The sequence below is a fragment of the Campylobacter showae genome, assembly GCF_900699785.1.
GTDB classification, from domain to species: Bacteria; Campylobacterota; Campylobacteria; order Campylobacterales; family Campylobacteraceae; genus Campylobacter_A; species Campylobacter_A showae_D.
Genome location: NZ_LR535679.1, coordinates 247,005 through 271,584, shown reverse-complemented (window position 1 = coordinate 271,584; position 24,580 = coordinate 247,005). Strand labels below are relative to the sequence as shown.

Here is a 24,580-nt window from a genome sequence, read left to right as displayed (position 1 = left end):
ATTTATGTAAGATGTTTTCGGCTTTTAAAGGAGAAAACAGTGAAAAACGCACTACTGATCATCGGCGAAGATATCGGCGTAAACGCGCCTTTTTTAGATTATATTTTTTGCGCTTACAAGCGGCATTTCGGCGAGCTGGGCGAGTTTAGGTTCGTTAGTAAAAGCGACAAGGAGCTGCCGTTTATCATCGAGCATCTTTGCGCGCGTTCGGACAGCCTTTGTATCTACGCGTCGAGTCAAAACTGCTCTGTCGCGGCTAAAATTTTAGCTACGTTAAGCGGCGATATTTTAGAGCTAAAATCCCCGCAAATGCTAGCTCCGAGTAGGGCTGAAAAATTTAGCGACGAGGGCTTTTTAATCAAACTAAATCAAACTTACGTAAATTTACTAAAGGCCGACGCGAACCAAAAACTGCCTGCCATAGATATCAAAACGCAGCGAGATTTCGGCTATTTTCACCTGGTCGATATCGACGAGGAGAGCGCGAAAATCCTGCTAGAACCGCTGGCAAAAACTTACGAAGTGCAGATTTATTCGTCTCAAATTTTGTCGAATTTGGCGCTAATTAGAGTAGAGGCGAACAAATTCGGCCAAACGAGCGGCTTTATAAACGGCGCGAAAAATCTCTTTTCTGGTAAATTTTTTGAGGGCGAGGATGTTTTCCGTCACGTTGCTAGCGCGCTTATGGCAAGCGGACTCAAGCTTACCTTTGCCGAGTCTTGCACGGCGGGGCTTGCCGCGGCAAAATTCGGAGCTTTTGCGGGGGTTTCAGCGGCGTTTAACGGCTCGCTAGTGACCTACGCAAACGAGATGAAACGCGACTGGCTGGGCGTTAGCGATGAGATTTTACAAGTCTACGGCGCGGTGAGCGAGCAGTGCGTGATGGCGATGCTAAAAGGCGCGCTAAAGGCGAGCGAATCGGACTTTTCGCTAGCCATAAGCGGCATCGCGGGACCTGACGGCGGTAGCGAGGCAAAGCCCGTGGGGACGGTGTTTGTGGGAGCTTATGCAAAAGACGGCGAGCGTATCATCGAAAGGCTAAATTTAAACGGAGATCGCAACTACATAAGAGAGCAAAGCGCGCTGGCGGCGTATGTTTGCTTGCTAAAGCTAAAGCCGAGGCTGTTTTTGGCGTAAATTTTGGTCAAATTCGGTGAAATTTACGCTCGCTAAAATTTAAAGCGATACGCTTTTGTTTTATTAAATTTTATAAGAAACGGCGGCAAGTTTTTTCTGCGTTAAATACGGCGGCGAGTTTAAAATTTACCGCCGTCTTACGCGCGAGTAGAGCACAGATCGGCTCCGCCAAACTTAAAATTTAACGCAAATTTAAGCCTAACGGATGAAATTTTAATGTAAAAGCTCGGATTATTTTTGATACGGTACGGTTTCGTAGCCTTGATTTATGAGGCTGCCCATACCGCCGTCAAGATTTATTATATTTAGTTCCGGCGAATCTATCATCATCGCCGCTGCAGCGCTTCTGCGTCCGCTTCTGCATATGAGCGCGACCGGTTTTTTTAGATCGACATTGGCTTTAAGCTCGCTCAAAAATCCCTCTTTATCGGTTGCGTTAAAAGTAATAGTCTTTGCGCCCTTTATCACGCCCGTTTCCATCCATTCAGCAGGCGTCCTGATATCTACGATCTGCTCGTAGTTTTTGATCGCCTCTGGGCTAACTTGAACCGTAGAAATTTCTGCAAAAGCCATCGCCGCCGCCGCTCCTAAAAGTAAAATTTTTCTCATTTTCTCTCCTTAAATTTGACGGCGTGAATATTAGCTCTAAAATTTAAATAAATTATTACAAAAAAGCTACTATTTTATTTTTCGATTTTTAATTAGCCTACTTTCTTTGCGATTTTCGACGTAATCCACTCTCGACCAGGCAAGCACGTAGATAAACCCTAACGCCAGGTAGATACCAAGCACCGCAAGCTCGATAGGGTAGGGATCGCGCAGGGCTTTGGTTAGTAAAAGCTTTAGCGCCGCAGCGATAAAAGTACCGATCACGCAAAGCACTGCGTAGCCTGAAAATAGGGCGTTTTGCGTTACGGCGCCGAGTTTAAAATTTATCTTTATCCAAAGTAAAAACGCAAGCACAGCCGTGCCGCAAATGACGAAAAATAGGACCTTGTGCGTACTAGCGGGAGCGTAGTTCGCGCTAAAACTTAGCAAAATCATCGCGCTACAGACGGCGATAAAAATGCGGTAAAGCTTAAACACTCCTCCGCCTGCGAGTTTGTTTACCTTTGATATCGCGCCGTAAAGGCAGATAACGGAGACGAACAACATCGCTACGCGCGCGCTCGTTGCGATATCAAAGAGGCTTTTAGGCAAAACCATCTCTTGCGAGAGCAAATTTAAAATAACCAAAATCCCCGACGTCATACCGAGCGCCCTTGCCGTACTTATGCGCCTTATGAAGTTTTCTTGCACGTTTTGTCTTTTATTAATCTAATAAAAATTTTACACAAACAAGCTTAAAATTTTTATTAAATTTAACCAAAGTAGGCAGGCGTATAATCGCGATCTAAAATACAAAAAGCAAAGTTGCGAGCCATCAAAAGAGATCGTTTGTGTCAAATTTGAGCGCGTAAAATGAAAAGCCGCGAGCGTAAAATATAATTTAGCGCCGTGTAAATTTAGGTGGCTTACGTGGAATTTAATAAATGCCGCAAATCACGCAAACCTCGTAAACAGCGACATAAATTTAAAATCGGCAAATTTTACTCCGTGTAAATTTCAAAAATACATAAAATTTTACGCACATTTTTACGTACAGTGCAAATTTGCCGATTAAAAGCCCCAAAACTACTTCACCTGTGCGCTGAAAATTTGCGTGATGCTGGGTATCCGCTCGCCCTCTATGTCAAATTCCGCCGTTTTCATCCGCACGCGGTAGAGCGCGTTTAAATTTTCCTCGTTTAAAACCTCGGCGCTGAGCCCGTAAACATAGCTAAGATCGTCTTTTAAGATGAGCGTGCGATCGGCGACCGCAAGGGCGTGGTTTGGCTGATGCGTGGTAAAAACGATGCCGGCGCTACTTTTTTGCTTTAAATTTACGATGAGACTTAGCACGCGATCTTGGTTTTTGATATCAAGCGCGCTGGCAGGCTCGTCCAAAAACAGAATTTCGCTTTTGCTCGCGATCGCTCTGGCAAAGAGCACGAGCTGCTTTTGACCGCCTGAAAGCGAGTTGAAGCGCTTGTTTTTCAGATGTGAAATTTCAAGGCTCTCAAGCGCGTCCAGGCAGATCTGCACGTCGCGTTTGCTCGGCTTTGAAAATAGCGAAATATCGCGCACGCGCCCCATCGCCACGATGTCTTGCACGCTGTAATCAAACGCCACGCTAAAGCTTTGCGGCAAAAAGCCGAATTTCGCCTGCGTAAAAAGCTGCCCCTCTTTGAGGCCTAAAATTCCCATCATGCACGACATCAGCGTGCTTTTGCCCTGACCATTTAGCCCCAGGATCGCTAAAATTTGACCGCGCTTTATCTCAAAGCTCAAATTTCTAAAAAGAAATTTGCCCTCTTCGTAGAAAAATCCCGCATCCTTGATGGAGAGCAAACTACCTTCTGTTCGCATCGGCGCTCCTTTTTAAGAGGATGGCGAATATCGGGCTGCCGATGAGCGCGGAGATGATGCTAAGCGGCACTTCGCTAGAGCTGATCGAGCGCGATACGTCGTCGATAGCGAGCATAAAAACGGCTCCAGCTACGAAGCAAGCGGGCATCGAGCGTAAGTGGTCGCTGCCAAATATCATCCTAGCGACGTGCGGCACCACAAGTCCGATCCAGCCGATGTTTCCGCTGACGCTGACCTGTGCGGCGACTAGCAGGGTGCAGACGATGAGGATGACTGAGCGCAGCTGCACGATGTTTACGCCCAGCACCTTTAGATCGCCGTCTTCGAGGCTAAGTAGGTTAAATCGCCACCGCATCGCGATGAGCGCCGCGACGCAGGGCGCCGAAACGGTGGCGAGCATGATGAGCTTGTCGTAGTCTGCACGCACGAAGCTGCCAAGCAGCCAGTAGATGATGTTTGGCAGCACGTCTTCGTTGTCGGCTAGATACTGCACGAGGCTCGTTAGCGCGGCAAACACGCCGTTTATGACGATGCCGGCTAAGATAAGCGAAAAGACGTCGCTGCGAGATACGAATTTGGCGATAAAATAGAGCATAAAAAGTGCCGCAAGCCCGAAAAAGAAGGCAAAACCCACGATAAAGTAGGAGCCAAAGCCAAGCATAATGCAAAGCGCGCCGCCGAATGCCGCCGCTGTGCTCACGCCCACGATGTGCGGGCCTACGAGCGGGTTTTTAAACACCGCCTGAAGCGCAAGGCCGCTAAGCGCCAAGATCCCGCCGCAAAGGCTCGAAAGTAGGGCGCGCGGGATGCGGATATCAAGCACCACGCTCTTTGCCGTCTCGTCGGCGGCGGAGCCGAGTAAAATTTTACCCGTCTCCTCTAGGCCAACTGGATACTGCCCGGTACCCAGCGATACCGCAAATAGCAGGACCCAGAGCAGCAGTAGGGCGGAAAATTTCATTTATAGCTCGTGCGGTAGAATTTTTGATAAAATTCCTCCACTTTTTTGTCAAACTCCGCCTCGTCAAAGTGCTTCGGATAGAGCTTCATCGCTAGCCACCACTCGCCAAGCGCCATGGCTTCGGCAGTCGGATAGCCCCACGCTTTGGCGTATTCGGGCATCATGTAAATTTTATCCTCTTTGACCGCGCTTAAATTTGCAAGCTGAGGGTTGGATTTAAGCTCGGCAGGCACCTGCGGGTAGCGATCCTGCACGAAGATCATCTGCGGCGCCCACGCTAAAATTTGCTCGGCGGATACTTGCTTGTAGCCCTTGATACTCTCTGCTGCGACGTTTTGCGCGCCTGCACGCATAAACATTATGCCCGTGTACTTGCCGCTGCCATAGGTCGTGAGATCGGGATTTGCCATGTAAATTTTAGGTCTTTTATCCACGATGAAGTCGCTAAATTTAGCCTTTAGCTGCTCTTGCGAGTTTTTGACGAAACTTATGAGCTCGGCGGCCTCTTTCTCGCGGTTTGCAACTTTGCCAAGAAGCTCGATTCCGTCGTAAAAGCCCTCGGTGTAGGCCGCCTCGTCGTCTTTGAAAGTCGGATTTAGCTTGCCTTTATCGGCGGCGTCGCTGCGCTGAAAGCTAACGGCGATCACGGGGATTTTGAGCTCGCTCATCTTGTCGATGTATTCTTGCGGGATGTAGTTAGTGACGATCACGACGTCGGGCTTTAGCTTAAGCACCGCTTCGTAGTTGATGACCTTTAGATCGCCAGGGGTCGGCATGTCTTTTAGGCTCGGCGCTAGGCGGATATAGTTTTTGCCGAGCGACTTTTCCCACGACTCCTGCACGCCGACGACCTTATCCAGCGCGTTTAGCTCATTTAGCGCGTTTAGGCTTTGGTGCTGAAGCACGACTATGCGCTTAACTTCGTCCGGTAGCGTGACGTCGCGGCCTAGCTGATCGGTTACGACGCGATCTGCAAAAAGCGAACTAGCGCACAGCGCAAGAGCTAGCGCGAAAGAGTGAATTTTACTCATGTTTTTTCCTTAAGTTTTAAAATTATATTTATTTATAGGCTTAAAATAAGCACTTTTAGCTCATAAATAAATATTAGTATATTACAAAAATAGCGATGAATTTATCATAAAATTTGAGAGGCGATACTAGTGCCGTTTTCGATAAAATTTAGCAAAACGGCGAGTATGGCGGCTGTGATAAAATTTGAAATTTTTAAATTTTAGGGCTGCGCTAGAGCGATATTTTTGATCCTAGCCCAAGCCGCTAGTTCGCAAAGCGGGATCAAAAGCGCTACCGCAAGCAGCGTATATGGAGATACCAAACCATTAAGGGACGAAAAATCGATAAACTGAAGCGCTATGCACATAAAGGCTAAGCTTGAGTAGATGTAGAAAGCACTGTTCTGCGTATCTTTGCCGAGCAGATAGTACGAAATGCCGAGCATAAGCCAAAAGTAGATAGTAAGAATGGAGTCTACGGTAAGAAATATAGTAAGGGGCGTGCCTTGCGTATTTAAAAAACTATTTGCGACTGCTCCGATTATAGAATAAGCATTGTCGACAAAAGAGCCTCCGATCTGCGCCGCAGCATACTCTACCGCGCCAAATCCGACTTGACTTACCAAATACAATGCCATAGATAGCCATAAAATCGCTAGTAGCGCCGCCGTGACTAGCGCGGAGAAGGTTTTGGTAAAAAGTTTGCTTGCGGAGAGTTTGGAGATTTCTCTAGCGGCAAGAAGCTTAAAAATCATCGACGCAAGAAAGACAAGACAAATAAAAAAACGGCGGTCAAGAAACTAGCCAGCGAGACGCGGCTGCAAAATTCGCACAAAATCCAAATAGACATACAGCCGCCGATTAGTAAAATATTAGAAGTTATGCCGCGGAATTTTATCTCAGCTAGGAGTTGCTGATCCATCTTTGCACCTTTGGATTTTTCTTTAAATTTGATAGTTGGTTTTTGCGTTAATCTGTTGAAAAAGGAGGGCTAAATTTAGCCCTCGATGTAGTTTTTGAGTTTTCTACCGACTTTTGGGTGTTTTAGTTTTTTGATAGCAGAGCTTTCGATCTGGCGGACGCGCTCGCGGGTTACGTTTAGTTCTTTGCCGATCTCTTCTAGCGTGCGGTCGCTCTCGTCGTCGAGCAGGCCGAATCTCATCCTGATAACCGCTTTTTCGCGCTCGTTTAGCTGGTCTAGGACCTCGTCTATCTGCTCTTTTAGATCGTTTTTTAGGATGTGATCCATCGGGCTTAGAGAGCTTCTATCCTCGACGAAATCCCCAAATTTGCCGTCCTCTTCGTTGCCGATAGGGGCTTCTAGGCTGATAGGCTCTTTCGTGATTTTGATGACCTGTTTTACTTTGTCTATGCTTAGTCCGACTTCTTGCGCTATGACGCTCACATCAGGCTCTTTGCCCTCTTCTTGGAGGTATTTGCGGTTGATTTTATTGATACGGTTTATCGTTTCTATCATATGGATAGGTATGCGTATCGTGCGGGCTTGATCAGCTATAGCGCGGCTGATGGCTTGGCGTATCCACCACGTCGCATAGGTTGAAAATTTATACCCTTTTTTATACTCAAATTTATCAACCGCTTTCATTAGCCCGATATTGCCCTCTTGAATAAGGTCTAAAAACGGCAAGCCGCGGTTTGTGTAGCGCTTGGCTATGCTCACAACTAGACGTAAATTTGACTTTGCCATCCTAGCTTTTGCTTCGTCGGATATCTTTTTGCCGCGCTTGATTTGCTCTAAAATTTCTTTTAAAAGTATCGGATCGAGGTTGAATCCGCTCTTGCTCGCTTCCTTGGTCGCAAATAGTTTTTTGATCTCCACGTAGGTCGAGACCATTGTAGCCTCTGGCACTCTAGCGATGATGTCGTCTTTGCTTAGCTTTATGATATCTTTTAAGATGGACTTGTGATTTTTCTTTAGTTCGTCGCTAAACATCGGCAGCTTATACTCAAGCCTTTTTAACTCTTTGTCGAAGTCGTCATCGCTCTTTAGCGCTGTTTCCATCGACTTTACGATCTCGGTTATGAGCTTGCTGGTAGGCCCTAGGTCCATCAGCTTGTCTTTTAGGATTTTCTTTTTAAACGCAAGAGTTATCTTTGCTAAAAACTCATCTTCCGTCTCGACTTCGTTTTGTTTATTTGCAGTCTTTAGCCACTCTTTTTTGGCTTTTTCGAGCGCTCTAAAGCTTTCGATTACTTTTTCGGTACGTTTATCGTCTTTTCTGCTATTTTTTTTAGGCTTGGCTTCTTTTTCTTCGCCTTCTTCACCTTCTTCTTCGATTTCTTCCTCTTCTTCTACCTCTTCGCCTTCTTCCTCGCCCTCATCATCAAAGCTTCTAAAAAGCTCTTTTACGCGGCGTTCGCGGTTGATAAGCGGTTCTTTGTAATCAAGGATAAAGTCGATTAGGTAGGGCACCGAGCAAAATGCGTCTATGATGATGTCTTCGCCAAGCTCGATTTTTTTGCTGATTTCTACTTCTTCTTCTTTGGTTAGTAGCGCGATTTGGCCCATTTCGCGCAGATACATACGCACTGGGCTATCCGAGCGCGACCACTCGAGTAGATCCGTTTCACTGGCGAGGTCGAATTCTTCCTCTAGACTATCGTCGGCTAGCTTCGCTAGCTCCTCGCGGCGCTTTTTGGCGTCTTCGATGTTGCGCATTTTGGCGATTTCAGCTGAGGTAATAAGCTGGATTTTATTTGCTTTAGCTAGCGACTCTATCTTTTTTGCTACTGCTGCGGTCGGCGCTTTGTCTAGGAATTTAACTAGTTTTTCGTAAGTGATATAGCCTTTGGCATTTTCTTTAAAAAGCTCTTCTATAAGCGACAATGCCTCTTTTTTTGCGGTACTCATTTGGGATTCCTTCTTTTTGTAGAAAAAGAGGATTATACCCAAATTTTTTTAAACATTAATAAAAATACGAACATTCGGGCGCTTTTGAGTAGACTAAATTTGCTGAAAATTTTATTAAATTTGAGTTGGAACGAAAGTTGCTATTTAACGCTCAATAAAGCAAGCGGAAGTAGCTTATGACGCAGACGAGGCGGGTTTTTGCGAGGCGAGGGCGCGTATATATGATACGTAACCGAAGCTGAGCAAAAAACCAACGAAGTATGCGTTTAAGATACGACGCGTAAGATAAGGACAAGTAAATGAACAACGGCTACTACCAAGCAACCGGCGCCATGGTGACGCAGTTTAACCGCCTAGACGTCATCGCAAACAATCTAGCCAACATAAACACTATCGGCTTTAAACGCGACGACGTCGTGGTGGGGGATTTTGAGAGGATTTTCAAAGAGTATCGCGATGAGCTGCCGATAGAAAATCACACGAAAGACGCGGCGAAATTTCTAAACAGAACTATCGACAGGGTGCCGCAAATCTCGGAGCAATACGTGGATTTTAGTCAGGGTGGGCTTAAATTTTCAAACAACGACCTTGATTTTGCGATGAAGCGAGAGGATCTGTTTTTCCTAGTCGAGGTAAAGCCCGGCGACGTGCGTCTAACCAAAAACGGCTCGTTTGATCTCGACGAGGACGGTTTTTTGGTAACCAAAGAGGGCTACAAGGTGCTGCCGAGCGATTATTTTACGAATAATTTTCAAGGCATCCAAATCCCGCAGGGCGAGCGCTTCTCCGCCGATAAAAACGGCATTCTATACTCAAACGAGGAGCCGCTAGCTAGGCTTTATATCGCGCAGCCAAAAGAGATACGAAATCTAACCAAAGAGGGCGATAATCTCTACGTTTTGCCGAATTTAAAGGAGCTTGAAGACGTGGGCGGCGAGATAGACGCGGTCGCGTGGAAATACACTCAAATCTCCAACGTAAACGCCGTGACCGAGATGGTCGGGCTCATCGAGACGCAGCGCTTTGTCGAGATGTATCAAAAGATGATGACGTCGCATATGGATGATCTAAATCAGGAAGCTATAAGTAAGCTCGCTAACACGAAAGTCTAAATTTAGCGTTATCTCTTTGACGTATTTGCGAGAGATTTAATTTTTACTCGCGGCGACAGGCTACGTGCCTAGTCTTGCTCGTAAAAATTTGCACAGCTCGCAAATCCGCTCAAAGATATTTCCGTTAAAGTTTTTAAATTTTAATAAACATAAATCGCTATACATTAAAACCCCTGCCGCTAATATAAATTCAAAATACTTCCGCAAAAATATTTTCAAATTTCTAAATTTGCAAATTTGGAACGTCTTTTGCTAAATACCTGAGAAATGCGAGAAATCGCGCCGAATTTGTAAAATTTAGACGCTTGCCTAACATAAAAAACGGGCGACGACGGTTTTACGCAAAAGCGTAAAATTTAAGATTGCAAATTTGGAATATATTTTGCAATGGTAAAAGGCGATGAGCCGTTTATTTGATACTAAAGATAAGCGGCAGTAGCTTGAGGTGGAGACGAGGCGGTTTTTTTGCGAGGCGAGGGCGCGTATATGCGATACGTAACCGAAGCCGAGTAAAAACCAACGAAGTATACGCTCAAGATACAACGCGCTAAGAAAGGAAAACACGAAAATGATGAGGTCTATTTATTCTGCCGCCACCGGTATGATCGCCCAACAAACCCAGATCGACGTCACGTCGCACAACATCGCAAACGTAAACACCATCGGCTACAAGAAAAACCGCGCCGAGTTTGCCGATCTGATGTATCAGGTTATGGAGTATGCAGGCACGGCGATCAGCGAAACGACGAAAAGCCCGACGGGTATCGAGGTGGGTCTGGGCGCGCGTCCGACGGCGATAACGAAGATATTTTCGCAAGGGTATTTTAAGGAAACGAGTAACAACCTCGATATGGTTATCGCGGGTAACGGCTTTTTCCAGGTGCAGCTTCCGGACGGTACGACGGCGTATACTAGAAACGGCGCTTTTAAGCTAGATAGCGAGGGCACGATCGTAAACTCCGACGGCTATGTGCTCCAGCCGCAGATGACTATCCCGGCCGACGCAACGCAGGTCTCAGTCGGTACCGACGGCACCGTATCCGTGCTGCAGCCGGGCAACACCGAGATGACGCAGGTAGGCCGCATCGAGCTAGCAAATTTTATCAACCCTGCAGGCCTGCACTCCATGGGCGACAACCTCTATCTGCCGACGGGCTCTAGCGGCGAAGTCGTAGTCGGTACGGCGGGTCAGGACGGTCTGGGTACGATCAGGCAGGGATTTGTAGAGATGAGTAACGTCCAGCTGGTCGAAGAGATGACCGACCTCATCACGGGTCAGCGCGCGTATGAAGCAAACTCGAAGGCGATCACGACGAGCGACGATATGCTCTCGATCGTAAATAGTCTAAAGAGATAGCCTAAAATAGGCTAAATTTGACGCCGCCCGGTCTTTCAAATTTGCAAATTTGGGACTAGGCGACTTTTTAAATTTACGGTGAAAAACGGCTAAATTTAGCTCAAATTTGGCCGTTTCGTAGCGGTTCTAGCCCGCTACTCTTATTTACTTAGGATTTTGTGATTATCGCAGCCTTGTTTCAAGCCCATATCGCAAGCTTTAGCGTATAGTTCGCTTGCTTTATTGCGGTCTTGCTTTACGCCTTGGCCGTTGTAGTACGAGCCTCCGAGATTGTAGCAGCCTTTTACGTAGTCTGCCTCGCAAGCTTTAAAAAACAACTCAACGGCTTTTTTGTAGTCTTGTTTTACGCCTTGACCGTCATGATATGAAACGCCGAGATTGTAGCAGCTCTCCGCATCGTCCATATCGCAAGCCTTAGAAAACAGCTCGTTAGCCTTTTTATAGTCTTTTTTTACGCCTTGACCTTCTATGTATAAAACCCCAAGGTTATAGCAGCCTCCCGCATACCCCATCTCGCAAGCTTTAGAGTGTAGTTCGCTAGCTTTTTTAAGGTCTTGTTTTACCCCTTGGCCTTTTTCGTATAAAAGCCCCAGATTGCCGCAGCCTAGCGCCTCTCCCATATCGCAAGCTTTAGAGTATAGCTCGCCGGCCTTTTTGTAGTCTTGTTTTACGCCTTGGCCTTTTTCGTATGAAAATCCAAGGTTATAGCAGCCCTTTGCGTCTCCCATCTCGCATGATTTCAAAAACAGCTCGCTAGCTTTTTTATAGTCTTGCTCTGCGCCGTCTTGTCCGTTTGCGTACGAAACGCCCAGATTATAGCAGCTTCTTGTATCTCCACCGTCGCAAGCGTCTTGCAGCCTTTTTGCGTCATCGCCCGCTCCAAACAAAACCGCCGCGCAAGCTACCGCTATGACTATTTTTTTCATGCTTTTGCTCCTATAAAAAATTTAACGCTATTTTATAAAATTTAGCTTTAAAACGAAAGAAATTCGCTTCACTGTCGCCTGTCGTAGGCTTTTTAGTAGAGTTTGGCGGCTTTTGAGTAGTCTTGTTTTACTCCTTCGCCGTAGTAATAAATCGGCCAAGACGCGTACGCTCTTTTGTGCTACCGTTTTTGCAAGCGCGCTCGTAAATTTCGGCGACTGCGGGATTTGACTTGCTCTCCGTCATACGCATAGCCGCCGCAAAAGCGAGTATCGACACTAGTTTTTTCATAAATTTACTCCGATTTAAATTTACGTTGAATGTCAAATTTTAGCGGGTCAAATTTCACTTCACCAGCTTGATTTTCCCGCGTCCGAGTTTGATCAAATTTTTATCTTTCAAATCTTGCAAGACGCGGTTTATGACGTTTCGCGAAGTTCCCAAATGTTCGGCGATGTCGTCGGCGCCAAACGAGCGCAGATACTCCAAAATCCTGCTGTCAAGTCGCTTAAATTTGATATCCTAGGTCAAAGTCGTGAGCGACAAGTAGCGTAGCGTAAATAAGCAAAATACGGTCTTTTGATACGCGGACGAGGATGTGCGGGTGCTTCACGGCTTTGATGGCGTACAGGCGCAAACGCGTATCTAAAACCGAGCTTTTTGAAAAAGACGTCGTGCGTGAGCTTAGCCCGCTGTTTGAGAAGGCTCCAGATATCAGGATCTACGCGGTGGCTTAAATTTGATTTAGCTTGCGTCGGCGCTGGGTCGGTGCAGGCTAAATTTGGCTCTAAAGGCGGCGTGCAAAAATTTGCCTTAAGTAAAATTTCGGATCAAGATCGTTTCCATTCGCCCCAATTTTTAGCTTCGCTAAATTTTATACCGTTTGGGAGCCGTTAGCTTTGTTTTTTAGAGCGTACTCGCCTTTATTACGAGCATAACACAAGAGAAAAACCAATATACAAATCGGAGCTATGACGACTCCGTATAAAGTTCCCGCGCCGTTTAACTCATCTTGAGAGACTCCCATTGCCGAAGATAAAAACAGTAAAACGGGAAATAGAATCAAGGCCAAGCTGGCTATATTTTCAAAAGTAAAAACTACTAGACTAGCGTCTTGATCTTTTATAAAAAAAATACTGTATTTTTTGACCGGGTCGAGCTTTAAATAAAAAGCAGTTAAACCGACCGACAAAATCATAACGGCAAAAAATAAAACGGTTTCGGATACATTGGCATTGATATATTCCTCAAATCGCGTAGAAATCAGCGGAATAAGCGATGAAAACGTCAAAATGATAAGTAAAAATGCCAAAAACAGCATCACCACGCGCCTGATAAATCTATGCCTATCGTACCGCCTTTTCACGCCCTTGGGGATAGCAGCAAATTTCTCATCCAACTCTTTCGTCTTAGCTTGAAAATTTGCATTCACGATTTGCTCCTTAAAGCGCTTAATCCTAGAAATTATAGCAAATATATTGAATTTAGTATGGCGATTTCCCCACCTTTATCCAAATTTTTTAAAATTTTAGCTATCATCGCGCTTTTTATTAAGGAAAAAATTTGCATTTTAGTTATGTTTTTAAGCTTAGCGTTCCGATATTTATGGGCTATTTTCCCCTCGGCGTCGCTTTTGGGATACTGGCTAAAAGCATGGGCGTTAGCGCTTTTATCGCCATCGCTCTTAGCACGCTAGCTTACGGCGGCGCAGCGCAGTTTATGATGCTATCGCTTTTTAGTGCGGGTACGGGACTTTTTGAAGTTTTTATCGTGAGTTACCTCGTAAATTTACGTCATACTTTTTACGGGCTGGCGCTTTTAAAAGAGTACAAAGATCTCAAATTTCGCCTTTTTAATATCGCGACTCTCACGGACGAAACTTTTGCGATATTTAAGGCGCTTAAGATCACGGACGCGGCGGAGCGCAGCTATGTTTTTACGCGCTTAAATTTGCTCTCGTGGTTCTACTGGGCGGCGGGAACGGCGGTCGGATGCTTAGCCGGCGGACTGATAAAGGTCGATACGAGCGGGCTTGAGTTTAGCCTCACGGCGCTTTTTATCGTGATCGTGATGGAGATGTTTAAAAACGATAAAAACTATAAGGTGCTAGGCGCGGCGTGCTTGTTTGGAGTCGCCGGCGTAGCGCTCATGCCTGTCAAAGCGATGCTGGTAGGCTCGATGGCGCTTTGCTTTATTTTTATTTTAGTTTTTAAGGATAAGCTTTGATAAGCGTGAGTTCTAGCGAGTGGATTATATTTACCGCCGTTTTACTAAGCGCGTTTGCGACCTTTTTGACGCGCGCCGCGCCGTTTTACGTCATCAAAAACTATAAGCCTAGCCCGTGGCTTAGCGCCGTGGAGCGACACATGGGGCTGATGATAATGGTTATCTTGGTGTGCTACGGACTAAGAGACGTCAAATTTGACGTTTATCCGTACGGACTAAACGAAGCGCTAGCCGTTTTTAGCGCGGTTTTGATTCATCTAAAATTTAAAAATACCTTGCTTAGTATCGCAGCTTCGACGGCGATATATATGACGCTTATTAGGATTATTTAACTGAAAATAAAAATTAAGAATTAATAATAAATTTAAGTAATAAACGCTAAAATCCTAGTAACATCTCAATACAAGGAGCAAACATGCGTTTTGCGGTAAAGGCGGTGATTTTCATGCTTTTAGGAGCGACTTTGGCTTTTGCAAAGCCGACGATTTACATTTTGGCAACTGGCGGCACGATAGCCGGCAGCGGCTCTGGTGCTCTTGATACGAGCTATACCTCTGGAACCGTTACGGTCGATAAACTGATCGCCGCGGTACCTGAAATCAACAAGATAGCGACCATCAAAGGCGAGCAGATCTCAAACATCGGCTCTCAAGAGATGAATAACGAAGTTTGGTTTAAGCTCGCAAACAGAGTAAACGAGCTGCTAACTAGCGGCAAGGCCGACGGCGTCGTCATCACGCACGGAACCGATACGATGGAGGAGACGGCGTATTTTCTAAATTTAGTCGTCAAAAGCGATAAACCTATCGTTATGGTGGGTGCTATGAGAAACAGCGGTTCGCTAAGCGCGGACGGCCCTCTAAATATCTTTAACGCCGTAAACGTCGCGATGAGCAAAGAAGCCGCAGGCAAGGGCGTAGTAGTCGTGATGAACGACGAGATCCACGCGGCTAGAGAGGTAACTAAAACCAACACTACCGCGGTCGATACATTTAAATCTCCAAACAGCGGCAAGATCGGCACCGTGTTTTACGGCAACGTCAAATTTTATATGAATCCGGTTCGCAAACACACCGTAAATTCGGCATTTGACATCACGAAGATTAAGGAGCTTCCAAGAGTAGATATCATCTACAGTCACTCAAACGACAATCCGGACTTCGTAAATTTAGCCGTCAAAAACGGAGCTAAAGGCATCGTAAATGCAGGCATGGGTAACGGAAATCCATTTCCAAGCGCGCTTGAGGCTCTAGGCGAAGCGGTCAAAGGCGGGGTAGTGGTAGTGCGCGACTCACGCGTAGGTAGCGGCGAGACCACGCTAAACGGCGAGGTAGACGACGGCAAATACGGCTTTTTAGCTAGCGACAACCTAAACGCGCAAAAAGCTAGAGTGCTCTTGATGCTTGCGCTTACGCAGACTACGGATAAGGCTAAGATCCAGGAGCTTTTCCTAACTCACTAAGCGCACGGCGTCTCGCGGGCGCTTTTGAGAGAGATTTGAAATTTTAAGTCTGCGGCAGACTACGTGTCTAGCCTTGACTTAAAATTTCTGCACAACTCTCAAAATCATCTCGCGATACTTGCGTTTTATTTTTGTGCGGCGTCTCGCATTGCTATGCATCGTTGAATTTTACTTCGCTTCACTAAGGCGAACGATAAGCCCGCCTCATTCGCGAAGCAAAATTCGCCTCGCCTAGCTTTGCGATACTTTCACTTATTTAATATTACGGCGGATTTGCTAAATTTACGGTCCGCCGTCTCTTTTATAAATTTCATTTTTCGGCGGCTTTTACTGCGACGAATTTATTTCAAATTTGAGCTCAAATTTAAGATACTTTACGCACAACTTAGCTAAAATTTGCACTGTTTGTACCGCAAAAACTAGCGGCGCCGCAAAGGCAAGGTTTTTAAGTAAAGCTAGTAAAAGCAGCAAAAGGAGCACAAAATGAAAAAATTTCTACTCATCCTCACAAATAAGCCGTATAACGGCACAGACAACGCGTATAATGCATTGCGGTTAGCAGGAGCGCTCAAAAACAGGGGCGAATACGTCAGGATATTTCTGATGAACGACGCTGTAGATCTTGCGCGAAATAGCACGCAAAAGCCCGAAAACTACGACTTTGATCTCGTGGCGAAACTAAAAGAGCTACACGCAAACGGCGTAGCGCTAAAAGTCTGCGGTAGCTGCGAGGCTAGATGCGGTCTGCACGCGGGAGAGCCGTATTTTGATAGCGAGATAAAAGGCAGCATGGATATCCTTGCTAGCTGGGTCGCGGAGTGCGATCAGGTGATGACTTTTTAGTCCGTCGCTAGCGGCAAATTTGCCTTAAATTTGAGACTTTATTTGATTTTAACTAAGGAGCGAAAATGGGAATGAGCGCGCACTACTACGCTTATGTTCAGGATGATATCGAGGCGATAAAAAACGGCGGCGACGGCGAGGCGCTGGACGAATACGACCTGGATAAAATGTGGGATGCGATGCATAAAACGCTAACGGGTAAAAATATGTTTGAAGCGATGAGCGCGGGCGAGATTTTCACGACGCCTAATCCGCTTAGCTGGGCTATATTTGGGCGCGGCATGGCTGGCGAGGAAGGAAGCGAGGCTGTATCTTACGTGGACGCAGATGACGTAAAAGCCGTAGCCAAAGCGATGCAGAGCACCGACATCGGCGCGCTTTTAGCAAACGTAAATTTTACGGGCTTCGGCAAGGCGGGCACCTATCCCGAGATATGGGAGTACGAGAGTGAATTTGAGGATATCAAAGCCGAGCTAAAAGAGCATTTTAACGGGCTTTTGAGCTTTTATCAAAATGCCGCGGGCAAAGGCCTTGGCGTGCTGATAGTGATAGCGTAATTTCTAAATTTTACCGCAAAACCAGCTAAACGGTCGGTTGGCTTTAGGGCCGTTTTTCGGGGTAAATTTAAGCCCGCACGGATAAAGTCAAATTTGCGGGTTTAAATTTGCGCGCTTAGAGATTTGCTTGCTAAATTTACTCTCTGCGCCTCAAAAAACGCAAGCAAAAGTCGCCGCAAAGCCAGGTAAATTTCCCGCCCGCGCACAAAAAACAAATTTCGCGCCGCGACCCAAAAACACAAACGACTCCTCAAGCAAATTTTGCTAAATTTCCGCCGTTTGGCCGCCGTTTTTTATCTTAAATTTATAAAATTTGATTTACTATTTCTTTAAAATTTAAGGCGCTTTATGAACTACCTACTTTTTGCCGTTACGTTTTTCCCCATCAGCCTGATGCCGGGCATCAACATGACCTACGCGATGAGTATCGGCATGAGCCTAGGCTACGTGCGCGCGCTGCCGATGATGTCGGGCCAGCTCGCCTCTCTGGCCTTAGTAGGTATTTGCTGTATGCTGGGAGTGGGCGCCGTTTTGGCGCATTATAGTTTCGCGTTTAAGGTTTTAAACGTCATCGCGGGGCTTTATCTGCTGTATCTGGGCGCTATGCTGTTTTTTAGCAAGGGGCAGCTTAGCATCACGAAGGTCTCGCAGCTGCCGAGTAAAAAGCAGATGTTTTTAAACGGCGCCGTGGTCTGCATCTCAAATCCTAAGGCGTGGATTTTTCTATCGGCTTTGTTGCCGACTTTTTTGGACGCGAACGATCCTTTTAGCCTGCCTCGTATACTCTCTATCACGGTTATGCTCGTTTTTATCGAGTTTTGCTCGCTTAGCATCTATGCTCTGGGCGGAGCGATACTAAAGAAATTTTTGCAAACTCATCTGCGGCTTTTAGAGATTTTTACGGCCGCCATTATCTGCGTCATCGGCGTTTTGATGATGCTTCGCTAAATTTACCCGCCGATTTCTCGTTAAATTTGATAAAATAGGACAAAATTTATCGCCTTGCCCGTTAAATTCGGGGCAAATTTAAGGAAAATAAATGTTTAAAATTTTAGTCGCCGAGGATGACGAGAATTTAAATAAAATCATCTGCCTAAAGCTCGCCCAGGAAGGCTTTTCTCCGCTTGCGGCTTTTGACGGGCGCCAGGCTTTGCAGCTACTAGAGAGCGAGCGCGCCGATCTTGTGATCACCGATATCATGATGCCCGGGCTTAGCGGATACGAGCTAACCAAACAAATCAAACTACTAGACGAGTCGCTGCCGGTGCTCATGATAACGGCAAAAAGCGGCATGGAGGGCATGGAGAAAGGCTTTGTCACGGGGGCGGACGACTACATGAGCAAGCCCGTAAATTTAAAAGAAATGACGCTACGCATAAACGCGCTTTTGCGCCGAGCCAAGATCGCTAGCGGCAAGCGGCTGAAGTTTAAAAACTCCGAGCTAGACTATGCGGCTCTTAGCCTAAAAATCGGCGGTGAGGCCGTAGAGCTCGCGCCAAAGGAGTTTTATCTGCTCTTTTTACTGCTCTCAAACCCGGGCAAAATTTTCACTCGCCTAGAAGTCATGCAAGAAATCTGGGGCTACGACACGGATAGCGACGAGCGCGCGGTCGATACGCACGTAAAAAAACTACGCCGCAAGCTAGAAAACTGCACGGACTTTGAGATAGCTACGGTGCGCGGCATCGGCTATAAGGGTGAAATTTACGAGTGAGGGGCAGGGAAGATAAAGTGAAAATTTTAAAAGCTATTTTCGCGGCGGTATCGGCTGTTTGCTATCTAAACTCGGCCGTTTTACCAGAAAGCGACTGGAGCAAAAAGGATCTAAAAGGCGAGGTTAAAAGCATGACGGCTACGGAGTACGAATACTCTATAGACGGCTCGGGCGCGCTAGAAAATACGCGCGTAAAGCGGACGGAGTTTAACGAAAACGGCTATATACTGCGAGAAACCGAGCATATAAACGGCGTGCCGAACAGCTCGGTTTTGTTTGAGTACGGTAAAGACGGGCTAATACGCAAAAAATACCAAGATAGCGCCGTTTATCTCTACGAATACGAATTTGACGGCGAAAATTTAGTTGCGACAGCCAAAGAACAGCATGTTGAGGATAAATTTTACCCGCGCACGGAGAAAACTACCTACGGCAAGGACGGTAAAATGATCGCTCGGGCGGCGTATTCCGGCGGGACGCTAGTGACGGATGATAGCTACGTCTACGACGAAAATGGCGTTTTAACGCGGATAGAAAATAATATGGAGCCGCGCCACGCCATAGTGATAAGCTTCGAGCGCAAGCCAAACGGCGAATACGAAAAAATCACGCAAGCCCCGAACTCAAAATGGGTTTATTACTACGCCGCAAACGGCGACGAGATGGAGTATACGTCGGTAAATTACTTCGGCTCTGAGGCAAAAATCTGGCAAATCTTGCAGTTTAAAGACATAACGAGGGACGAGCGGGGAAATTTGACGCATAAAACCTCGGTCAAATTTAAGCCCGCGGACAAATACTACGAAAACGGCGACATAAAAGAGATCGGTTTATATAAAAAAACGGAAATAAAATATGAGTACTACGCAAAATAAGAAAAAATACCTAATCAGCTTAAAAACCTACACCGCGGCGATGTTTATCTTCGTCTTTTGCGTGCTTTGCGTCGCGGCGTCGGCGGCGATCCTGGCTTACGAGCGGATATTTGAGATGAAGCTTGGGATGTTTTGGGGCATTATCAGCTTTTGCGCTATCGTGATGGGCGCGGGCGGAGCGATATTTTACGCGGTATCGGCCTATTTTTTGAGATATGTCGAGAGCTTTAGGCTAGCAGCCGGTAAGATCGCCAGAGGCGACTTCGCCGTTAGGGTCGCGCGCAAGAACTGCAAACGCGGCGTGGATAGCGAGTACCTGCACGAGCTAGACGAGCTAGCGGCAAATATAAATTTGACCGCGGCGGCGCTAGAAAAGATGGACTACATGCAAAAGGACTTCATTTCAAACGTCTTGCACGAGCTAAAAACGCCTCTAAGCGTCATCAGCGGCTACTGCGAGATCGCACAGGACGAGACGGACGAAGCGCGCAGAAACGAGTATCTAGATCTCATAAAAGAGCAAGCGGGCGCGCTAAGCAGACTGTGCGAGGATATGCTGCTACTATCGCGCCTGGACAGCCAAGCGGGCGTAAATTTGGACGAAAACGTGCGTGTAGACGAGCAGCTGCGAAAGGCCGCCGCGATGCTAATGCAAAAGTACGACGGGCGTGAGTTTGATCTAGATCTAGCCGCCGTAACTGTGCGTAGCAACGCCTCGATGCTAGCGCAAATTTGGGTAAATTTGATGGATAACGCGTTGAAATACTCAGCCGCCGATATCGGCGTGAGCTGCCGAGAAGAGGGCGGGCGGCTTATAGTACGCATTAGCGACGAGGGGGCGGGCATCGAGGCTAAAAAGCTTGAGAAAATCTACGATAAATTTTATCAATGCGAGGAGTCGCACAAGGGCAAGGGCAGCGGTCTTGGGCTATCTATCGTGCGGCGTATAGTTTATCTTTTGGGCGGGGAGATAAGCCTTGAAAGCGAGCCGGGGCGCGGCACGACTGCTAGCGTGAAAATCCCAAACGCGCGTAAAATTTGAGAAAACCGCGGCTAAAATAGTTCAAATTTGCGATTCTTCGGCGGGTAAATTTGACTCTCAGACTCGGCTGATTGCACGGTAAATTTAACTTACGGGCGCGAAATTTGACGGAACAAGCGTAAATTTAATGCGAAATTTTAAAAAGTCATACAAAGGACACATTGAGGACACAAAAGGTCATTATAATTCTCCAAAAATAAAGGAGAAAAGATGAAAGATTCTGCAGTAACTCACGCAACTATGGCTATCGGAGCCGTGCTTTGGGGTTGTCTAACGGCAGCGGTGGTTTTGTTTTAACCGAATGTAACGATTTATAAAAATAAAAATCTGCGGACGAGTATCTCGGCGATATCTCGTCCATTTTTTGATCAAATTTAACCTCGATTCCGCCGCTCTAAAGCTTGCCTTTTCTGAGCGCTCAAATTTATGCAGCTTGTTGAATTTCCTGCCTTGGCGCGCTTATTTTTATGTTAAATTTGAAATTTGACCCGCGAGCCGGACTGTTTAAATTTAACCTCAAATTTACCCGCACCGACCGCTACCTATCGCGCTTTGATTGTTTATTTAGATTCTTTTGGATAAAATCGCGCAAATTTAATCTTAAGGTAAATTATGAAACAAGCAAAAGTCTGGAAATTCGGCGACAATATCGACACCGACATCATCATAGCCGCGCGCTACCTAAACACCTCGGACGAGAAAATCTTGGCCACTCATATCATGGAGGACGCCGATCCCGAGTTTAGCAAAAAAATATCCGTCGGCGACGTCATCGTAGCGGGCGAAAATTTCGGCTGCGGCAGCTCGCGCGAGCACGCTCCTTTGGCGCTTAAGGCCGCAGGTATAGGTGCGGTGATAGCTAAAAGTTTTGCTAGGATTTTTTATAGAAACAGCTTTAACACGGGACTTTTGATACTAGAAATCAAAGAAACCGACGAGATAAATGCGGGCGACGAGCTAAAAATCGACGTAGATAACGGCGCGGTCGTAAATTTAACGAGCGGCAAAGAGTATAAATTTAGCCCGATACCGCCGTTTATGCAAGAGCTTTTAAAAAGCGGCGGCCTCATAGAATACGCAAAGACAAGGATATAAGATGGCTAAAATTTATAACATAGCGGTGATAAAGGGCGACGGCATCGGCCCTGAGATAGTGGATGAGGCGATAAAGGCGCTGGACGCGGCTAGCGCGGAGTTTGGTTTTGAGCTTAGCTATAACTTTTACCTGATGGGAGGCGCCGCGATCGACGTGTTCGGCGAGCCTTTGCCTAGCGAGACGCTAAACGGCGCGCTAAACTCGGACGCAGTGCTTTTCGGCGCCATAGGCGGGCCTAAATGGGACGGCTTGCCGCGTCATCTGCGCCCTGAAAGCGGGCTTTTAAAGCTGCGAAAAGGACTTGGCGCGTATGCGAATTTGCGCCCGGCGATGATATTTGACGAGCTAGTTGACGCTAGCACGCTAAAGCCGTCGGTCCTTCAGGGCGTCGATTTTATCGTAGTTAGAGAGCTAACGGGCGGGATATACTTCGGTCAGCCGCGCGAGAAAAAGGAAAACAGCGCCTACAACACGATGACCTACACGAGCGAAGAGATCGAGCGCATCGCAAAAGTTGGATTTGAAACCGCGATGAAGCGCAAAAAACGCGTCTGCATGGTCGATAAGGCAAACGTGCTAGAGACTAGTCAGCTGTGGCGAGAGGTCACGAGCGAGGTCGCAAAGAGCTATCCGGAGGTAAATTTGGAGTTTATGTACGTCGATAACGCGGCTATGCAACTAGTGCGCGCGCCTAGTAAATTTGACGTGATTTTGACGGAAAATCTCTTCGGCGATATCCTAAGCGACGAGGCTAGCATGGTGTGCGGCTCGATAGGGCTACTACCAAGCGCTAGCATCGGGGGCAAGGTGGGCATCTACGAGCCTATCCACGGCAGCGCGCCCGATATCGCGGGGCAGGGCATCGCAAACCCGGTCGCTACGATACTAAGCGCTGCGATGATGCTTAGGTATTCATTCGGCGAAAACGAGGCAGCAAAAGCGATCGAAAATGCCGTAAAAGCCGCACTTGCGCAAGGATACAGGACGAAGGATATAGCGCAATTTGACGCTAAAGAAATTTGCACTACGAGCGAAATGGGCAGTATCGTAGCCTCGCTCGTAAAAAAAGCGTAAAGATGAAAGATACGATTACCGAGGCCTTAATCTACGAGGCTCAAGGGCTAAAAGACGACGCGCTGATAGTTTATAAAAACATCCTAAAGCGAGAGCCCGCAAACGCCGCCGCGATCGCCGCGATAAGGCGCCTAAGCGGCCTTAGCAGGAAAAAAACGGGCGTGAACGAGCAGATGCGCGATTTTTTTGTTAAGATGAAAACGGACGAAGAAATAACCGAATTTAAAAGGTGGCTGATAAAACTATGAAACTAGAAGAAATAGCGAAAATGGCGATAGACGAGGTGGCGATGGAGCTAGAGCGGATGGACGCCGCGCGCGAAAAACAGGACGTATCGCAAGAGACAAACGAAACTAAAGACGGGATAAATTTGGGGGGCATTCCCGTATCAAGCGGCGACGTAAATTTGACCAACGCCGCCGGCCTTGCAAATTTAGTCGGCGAGATAAGCGTAGCGGACGAGGTTAGCGAGTTTGAGGCGGCTTTGGGTAGCGCGGTAAGCTCGCAAAAAACGGCGGCGGAATTTGATGGTGTAGAGGAGTCTATAGCGACTGCTGCGCCGCAAAAAGCCTTTGAGGTCGAGGTTGCGAATTTTACGGGCGAGGAGATATTTCTAAAAAACCTAAAAGAACGCGTTTTGGTGCTTTTTGAAGGACTAAACGCAACCGGCGAGGAAAATCTAAAAGACAGACTCTCGCTCACACTTAAATTTTTAGAATTCGTGCTGGCAAATGTCGAAAATCGGCTCGAAAATCTGCAAAAATAAAAATCTAAAATGGTTGCGAGATTTTCTCGCACCCCACACCAAGCGCGCGTATATCGTCGGCGGTTGCGTTCGCGATGCGATGCTCGGTAAAAAAATCTCCGACTTTGACGTTGAAATTTACGGTATCGACCCGGCTAAATTCGACGCGCTGATGGCGCAAATCGGCGCTTGCGGCGTGGGTAAAAACTACTTCGTTTATAAATTTAAAAACTTCGACCTTTCCTTACCGCGAACCGAAAACAAAACAGGCGAAGGACACAAAGCGTTTGAGGTCACGTATACGGACTACGAACGTGCGGCGTCTTTGCGCCGAGACTTTACCGTAAACGCGATGATGATAAATATCTTTGACGGCTCATTTTTGGACTTTTACGGCGGAGAGTGCGACCTAAAACGCGGTATCTTGCGCCATATCGACGATGAAAAATTCGCCGAAGATAGCCTGCGCGTACTGCGGGCGGTTCAGTTTAGCGCACGGCTAAATTTCCGTATCGCGCGAGGTAGTTTGAGGCTGATGAAACGCCTAAGTATCAGCGACCTTAGCCGAGAGCGCATAAACGGCGAGCTGATGAAGCTTTTTAGCGCTAAATTTCAAGAAATCGGCTTTTTATATCTTTACAAACTAGGGCTTTTGGGTAAAATTTTCGGGCTAAATTTGAGCCGCGCCGAGGCGGAAAAATTTGCCGTAAAGCTAAAAAGAGCGGTTAAATTTCTACCCAAACAAAACGGCAAAAAAGACGAGCGCGAGTTTTTGTATCTTTTAAACGGCTATTTCGGCGTTAAAAATTTTTACGATTTGGGACTGCCAAAAAGCTTTGAAGCCTGCGTTAAAGAGCCGTTTTTTTCGCAGCGTCCAAGCGACGTCGAGCTGCTTAAAATCGCGCTAGATAAACCGCTAAAAAGCTGGCTCGGACTAAACTCGCCCGGCCTCATAAAAAGAGCTAAAAATTTAGGCGTTTTTGAAGCCAAATTTGAACCCGCTATCGATACGGCTGAGATTTTAAAACAAGGCTTTAAAGGCGCGCAGATCGGTGCTGAGATAAGGCGCAGGCAGGATTTGGCGATCGAAAAATTTTTAAACGAAAAGTCAAGCCGCGCTTAAAA

Annotated in this window: 29 protein-coding genes; 18 read left to right on the top strand and 11 right to left on the bottom strand. The window is 46.7% G+C overall.

The genetic code is table 11. The features are described from left to right. Positions 1–39: 39 nt before the first annotated feature. Positions 40–1,137, top strand: coding sequence for a CinA family protein (locus E4V70_RS01280; RefSeq protein ID WP_122863096.1), 1,098 nt, complete (start codon positions 40–42; stop codon positions 1,135–1,137). A gap of 231 nt (positions 1,138–1,368) precedes the next feature. On the opposite strand, the gene E4V70_RS01275 is transcribed toward E4V70_RS01280, so the two are convergent. From E4V70_RS01275 to rpoD, 7 genes are all read right to left on the bottom strand, one after another. Continuing rightward, entirely contained in the window at positions 1,369–1,746 is a 378-nt protein-coding gene (locus E4V70_RS01275; RefSeq protein ID WP_122863095.1) for a rhodanese-like domain-containing protein, read from the bottom strand. A 69-nt stretch (positions 1,747–1,815) separates the two neighbouring features. Continuing rightward, the gene (locus E4V70_RS01270) at positions 1,816–2,436 is read right to left on the bottom strand and encodes a hypothetical protein (RefSeq protein ID WP_122863094.1); all 621 of its coding nucleotides are present in this window, start codon (positions 2,434–2,436) and stop codon (positions 1,816–1,818) included. A 375-nt stretch (positions 2,437–2,811) separates the two neighbouring features. After that, the gene (locus E4V70_RS01265) at positions 2,812–3,585 is read right to left on the bottom strand and encodes an ABC transporter ATP-binding protein (protein WP_122863093.1); all 774 of its coding nucleotides are present in this window, start codon (positions 3,583–3,585) and stop codon (positions 2,812–2,814) included. Beyond that, a complete protein-coding gene (locus tag E4V70_RS01260) occupies positions 3,569–4,546 on the bottom strand; it encodes a FecCD family ABC transporter permease (RefSeq protein ID WP_122863092.1) in 978 nt (325 codons plus the stop codon). The genes E4V70_RS01265 and E4V70_RS01260 overlap by 17 nt, the downstream gene beginning before the upstream one ends. Then, positions 4,543–5,577, bottom strand: a complete 1,035-nt coding sequence (locus tag E4V70_RS01255) for an ABC transporter substrate-binding protein (protein WP_122863091.1) — start codon at positions 5,575–5,577, stop codon at positions 4,543–4,545. Before E4V70_RS01255 ends, E4V70_RS01260 begins: the two co-directional genes overlap by 4 nt. A 200-nt stretch (positions 5,578–5,777) precedes the next feature. Then, positions 5,778–6,194, bottom strand: coding sequence for a hypothetical protein (locus E4V70_RS10865; RefSeq protein WP_232037797.1), 417 nt, complete (start codon positions 6,192–6,194; stop codon positions 5,778–5,780). Between the two features lie 359 nt (positions 6,195–6,553). Then, complete coding sequence (gene rpoD / locus E4V70_RS01245) at positions 6,554–8,461, bottom strand: RNA polymerase sigma factor RpoD (RefSeq protein WP_269472433.1); 1,908 nt, start codon at positions 8,459–8,461, stop codon at positions 6,554–6,556. 266 nt (positions 8,462–8,727) lie between these two features. Between rpoD and E4V70_RS01240 the strand changes: the two genes are divergently transcribed. Together E4V70_RS01240 and flgG are read left to right on the top strand one after the other, a co-directional pair. Next, entirely contained in the window at positions 8,728–9,540 is an 813-nt protein-coding gene (locus E4V70_RS01240) for a flagellar hook-basal body protein (RefSeq protein ID WP_122863089.1), read from the top strand. A gap of 568 nt (positions 9,541–10,108) precedes the next feature. After that, positions 10,109–10,897, top strand: a complete 789-nt coding sequence (gene flgG, locus E4V70_RS01235) for a flagellar basal-body rod protein FlgG (protein ID WP_122863087.1) — start codon at positions 10,109–10,111, stop codon at positions 10,895–10,897. A gap of 140 nt (positions 10,898–11,037) precedes the next feature. On the opposite strand, the gene E4V70_RS01230 is transcribed toward flgG, so the two are convergent. From E4V70_RS01230 to E4V70_RS01225, 3 genes are all read right to left on the bottom strand, one after another. Beyond that, positions 11,038–11,823 carry a tetratricopeptide repeat protein gene (locus E4V70_RS01230; RefSeq protein WP_122863086.1) on the bottom strand — a complete coding sequence of 262 codons (786 nt, stop codon included), beginning with the start codon at positions 11,821–11,823 and terminating at the stop codon, positions 11,038–11,040. A gap of 127 nt (positions 11,824–11,950) precedes the next feature. Beyond that, a complete protein-coding gene (locus E4V70_RS10655) occupies positions 11,951–12,112 on the bottom strand; it encodes a hypothetical protein (protein ID WP_163026464.1) in 162 nt (53 codons plus the stop codon). Between the two features lie 54 nt (positions 12,113–12,166). Next, positions 12,167–12,310: a helix-turn-helix domain-containing protein gene (locus E4V70_RS01225; RefSeq protein WP_163026463.1), complete on the bottom strand. Its 144-nt coding sequence runs from the start codon at positions 12,308–12,310 to the stop codon at positions 12,167–12,169. Positions 12,311–12,417: 107 nt separating this feature from the next. On the opposite strand from E4V70_RS01225, the gene E4V70_RS10650 reads away from it, so the two are divergent. Further along, on the top strand, positions 12,418–12,558 hold the full coding sequence (locus tag E4V70_RS10650; protein ID WP_163026462.1) for a hypothetical protein: 141 nt from the start codon (positions 12,418–12,420) through the stop codon (positions 12,556–12,558). 137 nt (positions 12,559–12,695) lie between these two features. On the opposite strand, the gene E4V70_RS01220 is transcribed toward E4V70_RS10650, so the two are convergent. Beyond that, entirely contained in the window at positions 12,696–13,253 is a 558-nt protein-coding gene (locus tag E4V70_RS01220) for a hypothetical protein (protein WP_122863084.1), read from the bottom strand. 131 nt (positions 13,254–13,384) lie between these two features. Between E4V70_RS01220 and E4V70_RS01215 the strand changes: the two genes are divergently transcribed. The 14 genes from E4V70_RS01215 (at position 13,385) to E4V70_RS01150 (ending at position 24,578) form a co-directional block, all read left to right on the top strand. Beyond that, positions 13,385–14,047 (top strand): AzlC family ABC transporter permease, encoded by a 663-nt coding sequence (locus tag E4V70_RS01215; RefSeq protein WP_122863083.1) that lies wholly within the window; start codon positions 13,385–13,387, stop codon positions 14,045–14,047. Beyond that, complete coding sequence (locus E4V70_RS01210; protein ID WP_122863082.1) at positions 14,044–14,379, top strand: branched-chain amino acid transporter permease; 336 nt, start codon at positions 14,044–14,046, stop codon at positions 14,377–14,379. The genes E4V70_RS01215 and E4V70_RS01210 overlap by 4 nt, the downstream gene beginning before the upstream one ends. 83 nt (positions 14,380–14,462) lie before the next feature. Next, complete coding sequence (locus E4V70_RS01205; RefSeq protein WP_122863081.1) at positions 14,463–15,509, top strand: type II asparaginase; 1,047 nt, start codon at positions 14,463–14,465, stop codon at positions 15,507–15,509. A gap of 483 nt (positions 15,510–15,992) precedes the next feature. Next, positions 15,993–16,352 (top strand): DsrE/DsrF/TusD sulfur relay family protein, encoded by a 360-nt coding sequence (locus tag E4V70_RS01200; RefSeq protein ID WP_122863080.1) that lies wholly within the window; start codon positions 15,993–15,995, stop codon positions 16,350–16,352. 65 nt (positions 16,353–16,417) lie between these two features. Then, a complete protein-coding gene (locus E4V70_RS01195; protein WP_122863079.1) occupies positions 16,418–16,909 on the top strand; it encodes a YfbM family protein in 492 nt (163 codons plus the stop codon). 348 nt (positions 16,910–17,257) lie between these two features. Continuing rightward, on the top strand, positions 17,258–17,857 hold the full coding sequence (locus E4V70_RS01190) for a LysE family translocator (protein ID WP_122863078.1): 600 nt from the start codon (positions 17,258–17,260) through the stop codon (positions 17,855–17,857). A 91-nt stretch (positions 17,858–17,948) separates the two neighbouring features. Beyond that, positions 17,949–18,623 (top strand): response regulator transcription factor, encoded by a 675-nt coding sequence (locus tag E4V70_RS01185; protein WP_122863077.1) that lies wholly within the window; start codon positions 17,949–17,951, stop codon positions 18,621–18,623. 17 nt (positions 18,624–18,640) lie between these two features. After that, positions 18,641–19,498 (top strand): hypothetical protein, encoded by an 858-nt coding sequence (locus E4V70_RS01180; RefSeq protein ID WP_122863076.1) that lies wholly within the window; start codon positions 18,641–18,643, stop codon positions 19,496–19,498. Beyond that, positions 19,479–20,540, top strand: a complete 1,062-nt coding sequence (locus tag E4V70_RS01175) for a sensor histidine kinase (RefSeq protein ID WP_122863075.1) — start codon at positions 19,479–19,481, stop codon at positions 20,538–20,540. The genes E4V70_RS01180 and E4V70_RS01175 overlap by 20 nt, the downstream gene beginning before the upstream one ends. 612 nt (positions 20,541–21,152) lie before the next feature. Beyond that, a complete protein-coding gene (locus E4V70_RS01170) occupies positions 21,153–21,635 on the top strand; it encodes a 3-isopropylmalate dehydratase small subunit (protein ID WP_122863074.1) in 483 nt (160 codons plus the stop codon). A 1-nt stretch (position 21,636) separates the two neighbouring features. Beyond that, positions 21,637–22,710 carry a 3-isopropylmalate dehydrogenase gene (gene leuB, locus E4V70_RS01165; protein WP_122863073.1) on the top strand — a complete coding sequence of 358 codons (1,074 nt, stop codon included), beginning with the start codon at positions 21,637–21,639 and terminating at the stop codon, positions 22,708–22,710. A 2-nt stretch (positions 22,711–22,712) separates the two neighbouring features. Then, positions 22,713–22,958: a hypothetical protein gene (locus tag E4V70_RS01160; protein WP_002952078.1), complete on the top strand. Its 246-nt coding sequence runs from the start codon at positions 22,713–22,715 to the stop codon at positions 22,956–22,958. Further along, positions 22,955–23,476, top strand: a complete 522-nt coding sequence (locus E4V70_RS01155; RefSeq protein ID WP_122863072.1) for a CiaD-like domain-containing protein — start codon at positions 22,955–22,957, stop codon at positions 23,474–23,476. The genes E4V70_RS01160 and E4V70_RS01155 overlap by 4 nt, the downstream gene beginning before the upstream one ends. Next, on the top strand, positions 23,442–24,578 hold the full coding sequence (locus E4V70_RS01150) for a tRNA nucleotidyltransferase/poly(A) polymerase family protein (protein ID WP_122863071.1): 1,137 nt from the start codon (positions 23,442–23,444) through the stop codon (positions 24,576–24,578). Before E4V70_RS01155 ends, E4V70_RS01150 begins: the two co-directional genes overlap by 35 nt. Positions 24,579–24,580 lie beyond the last annotated feature (2 nt).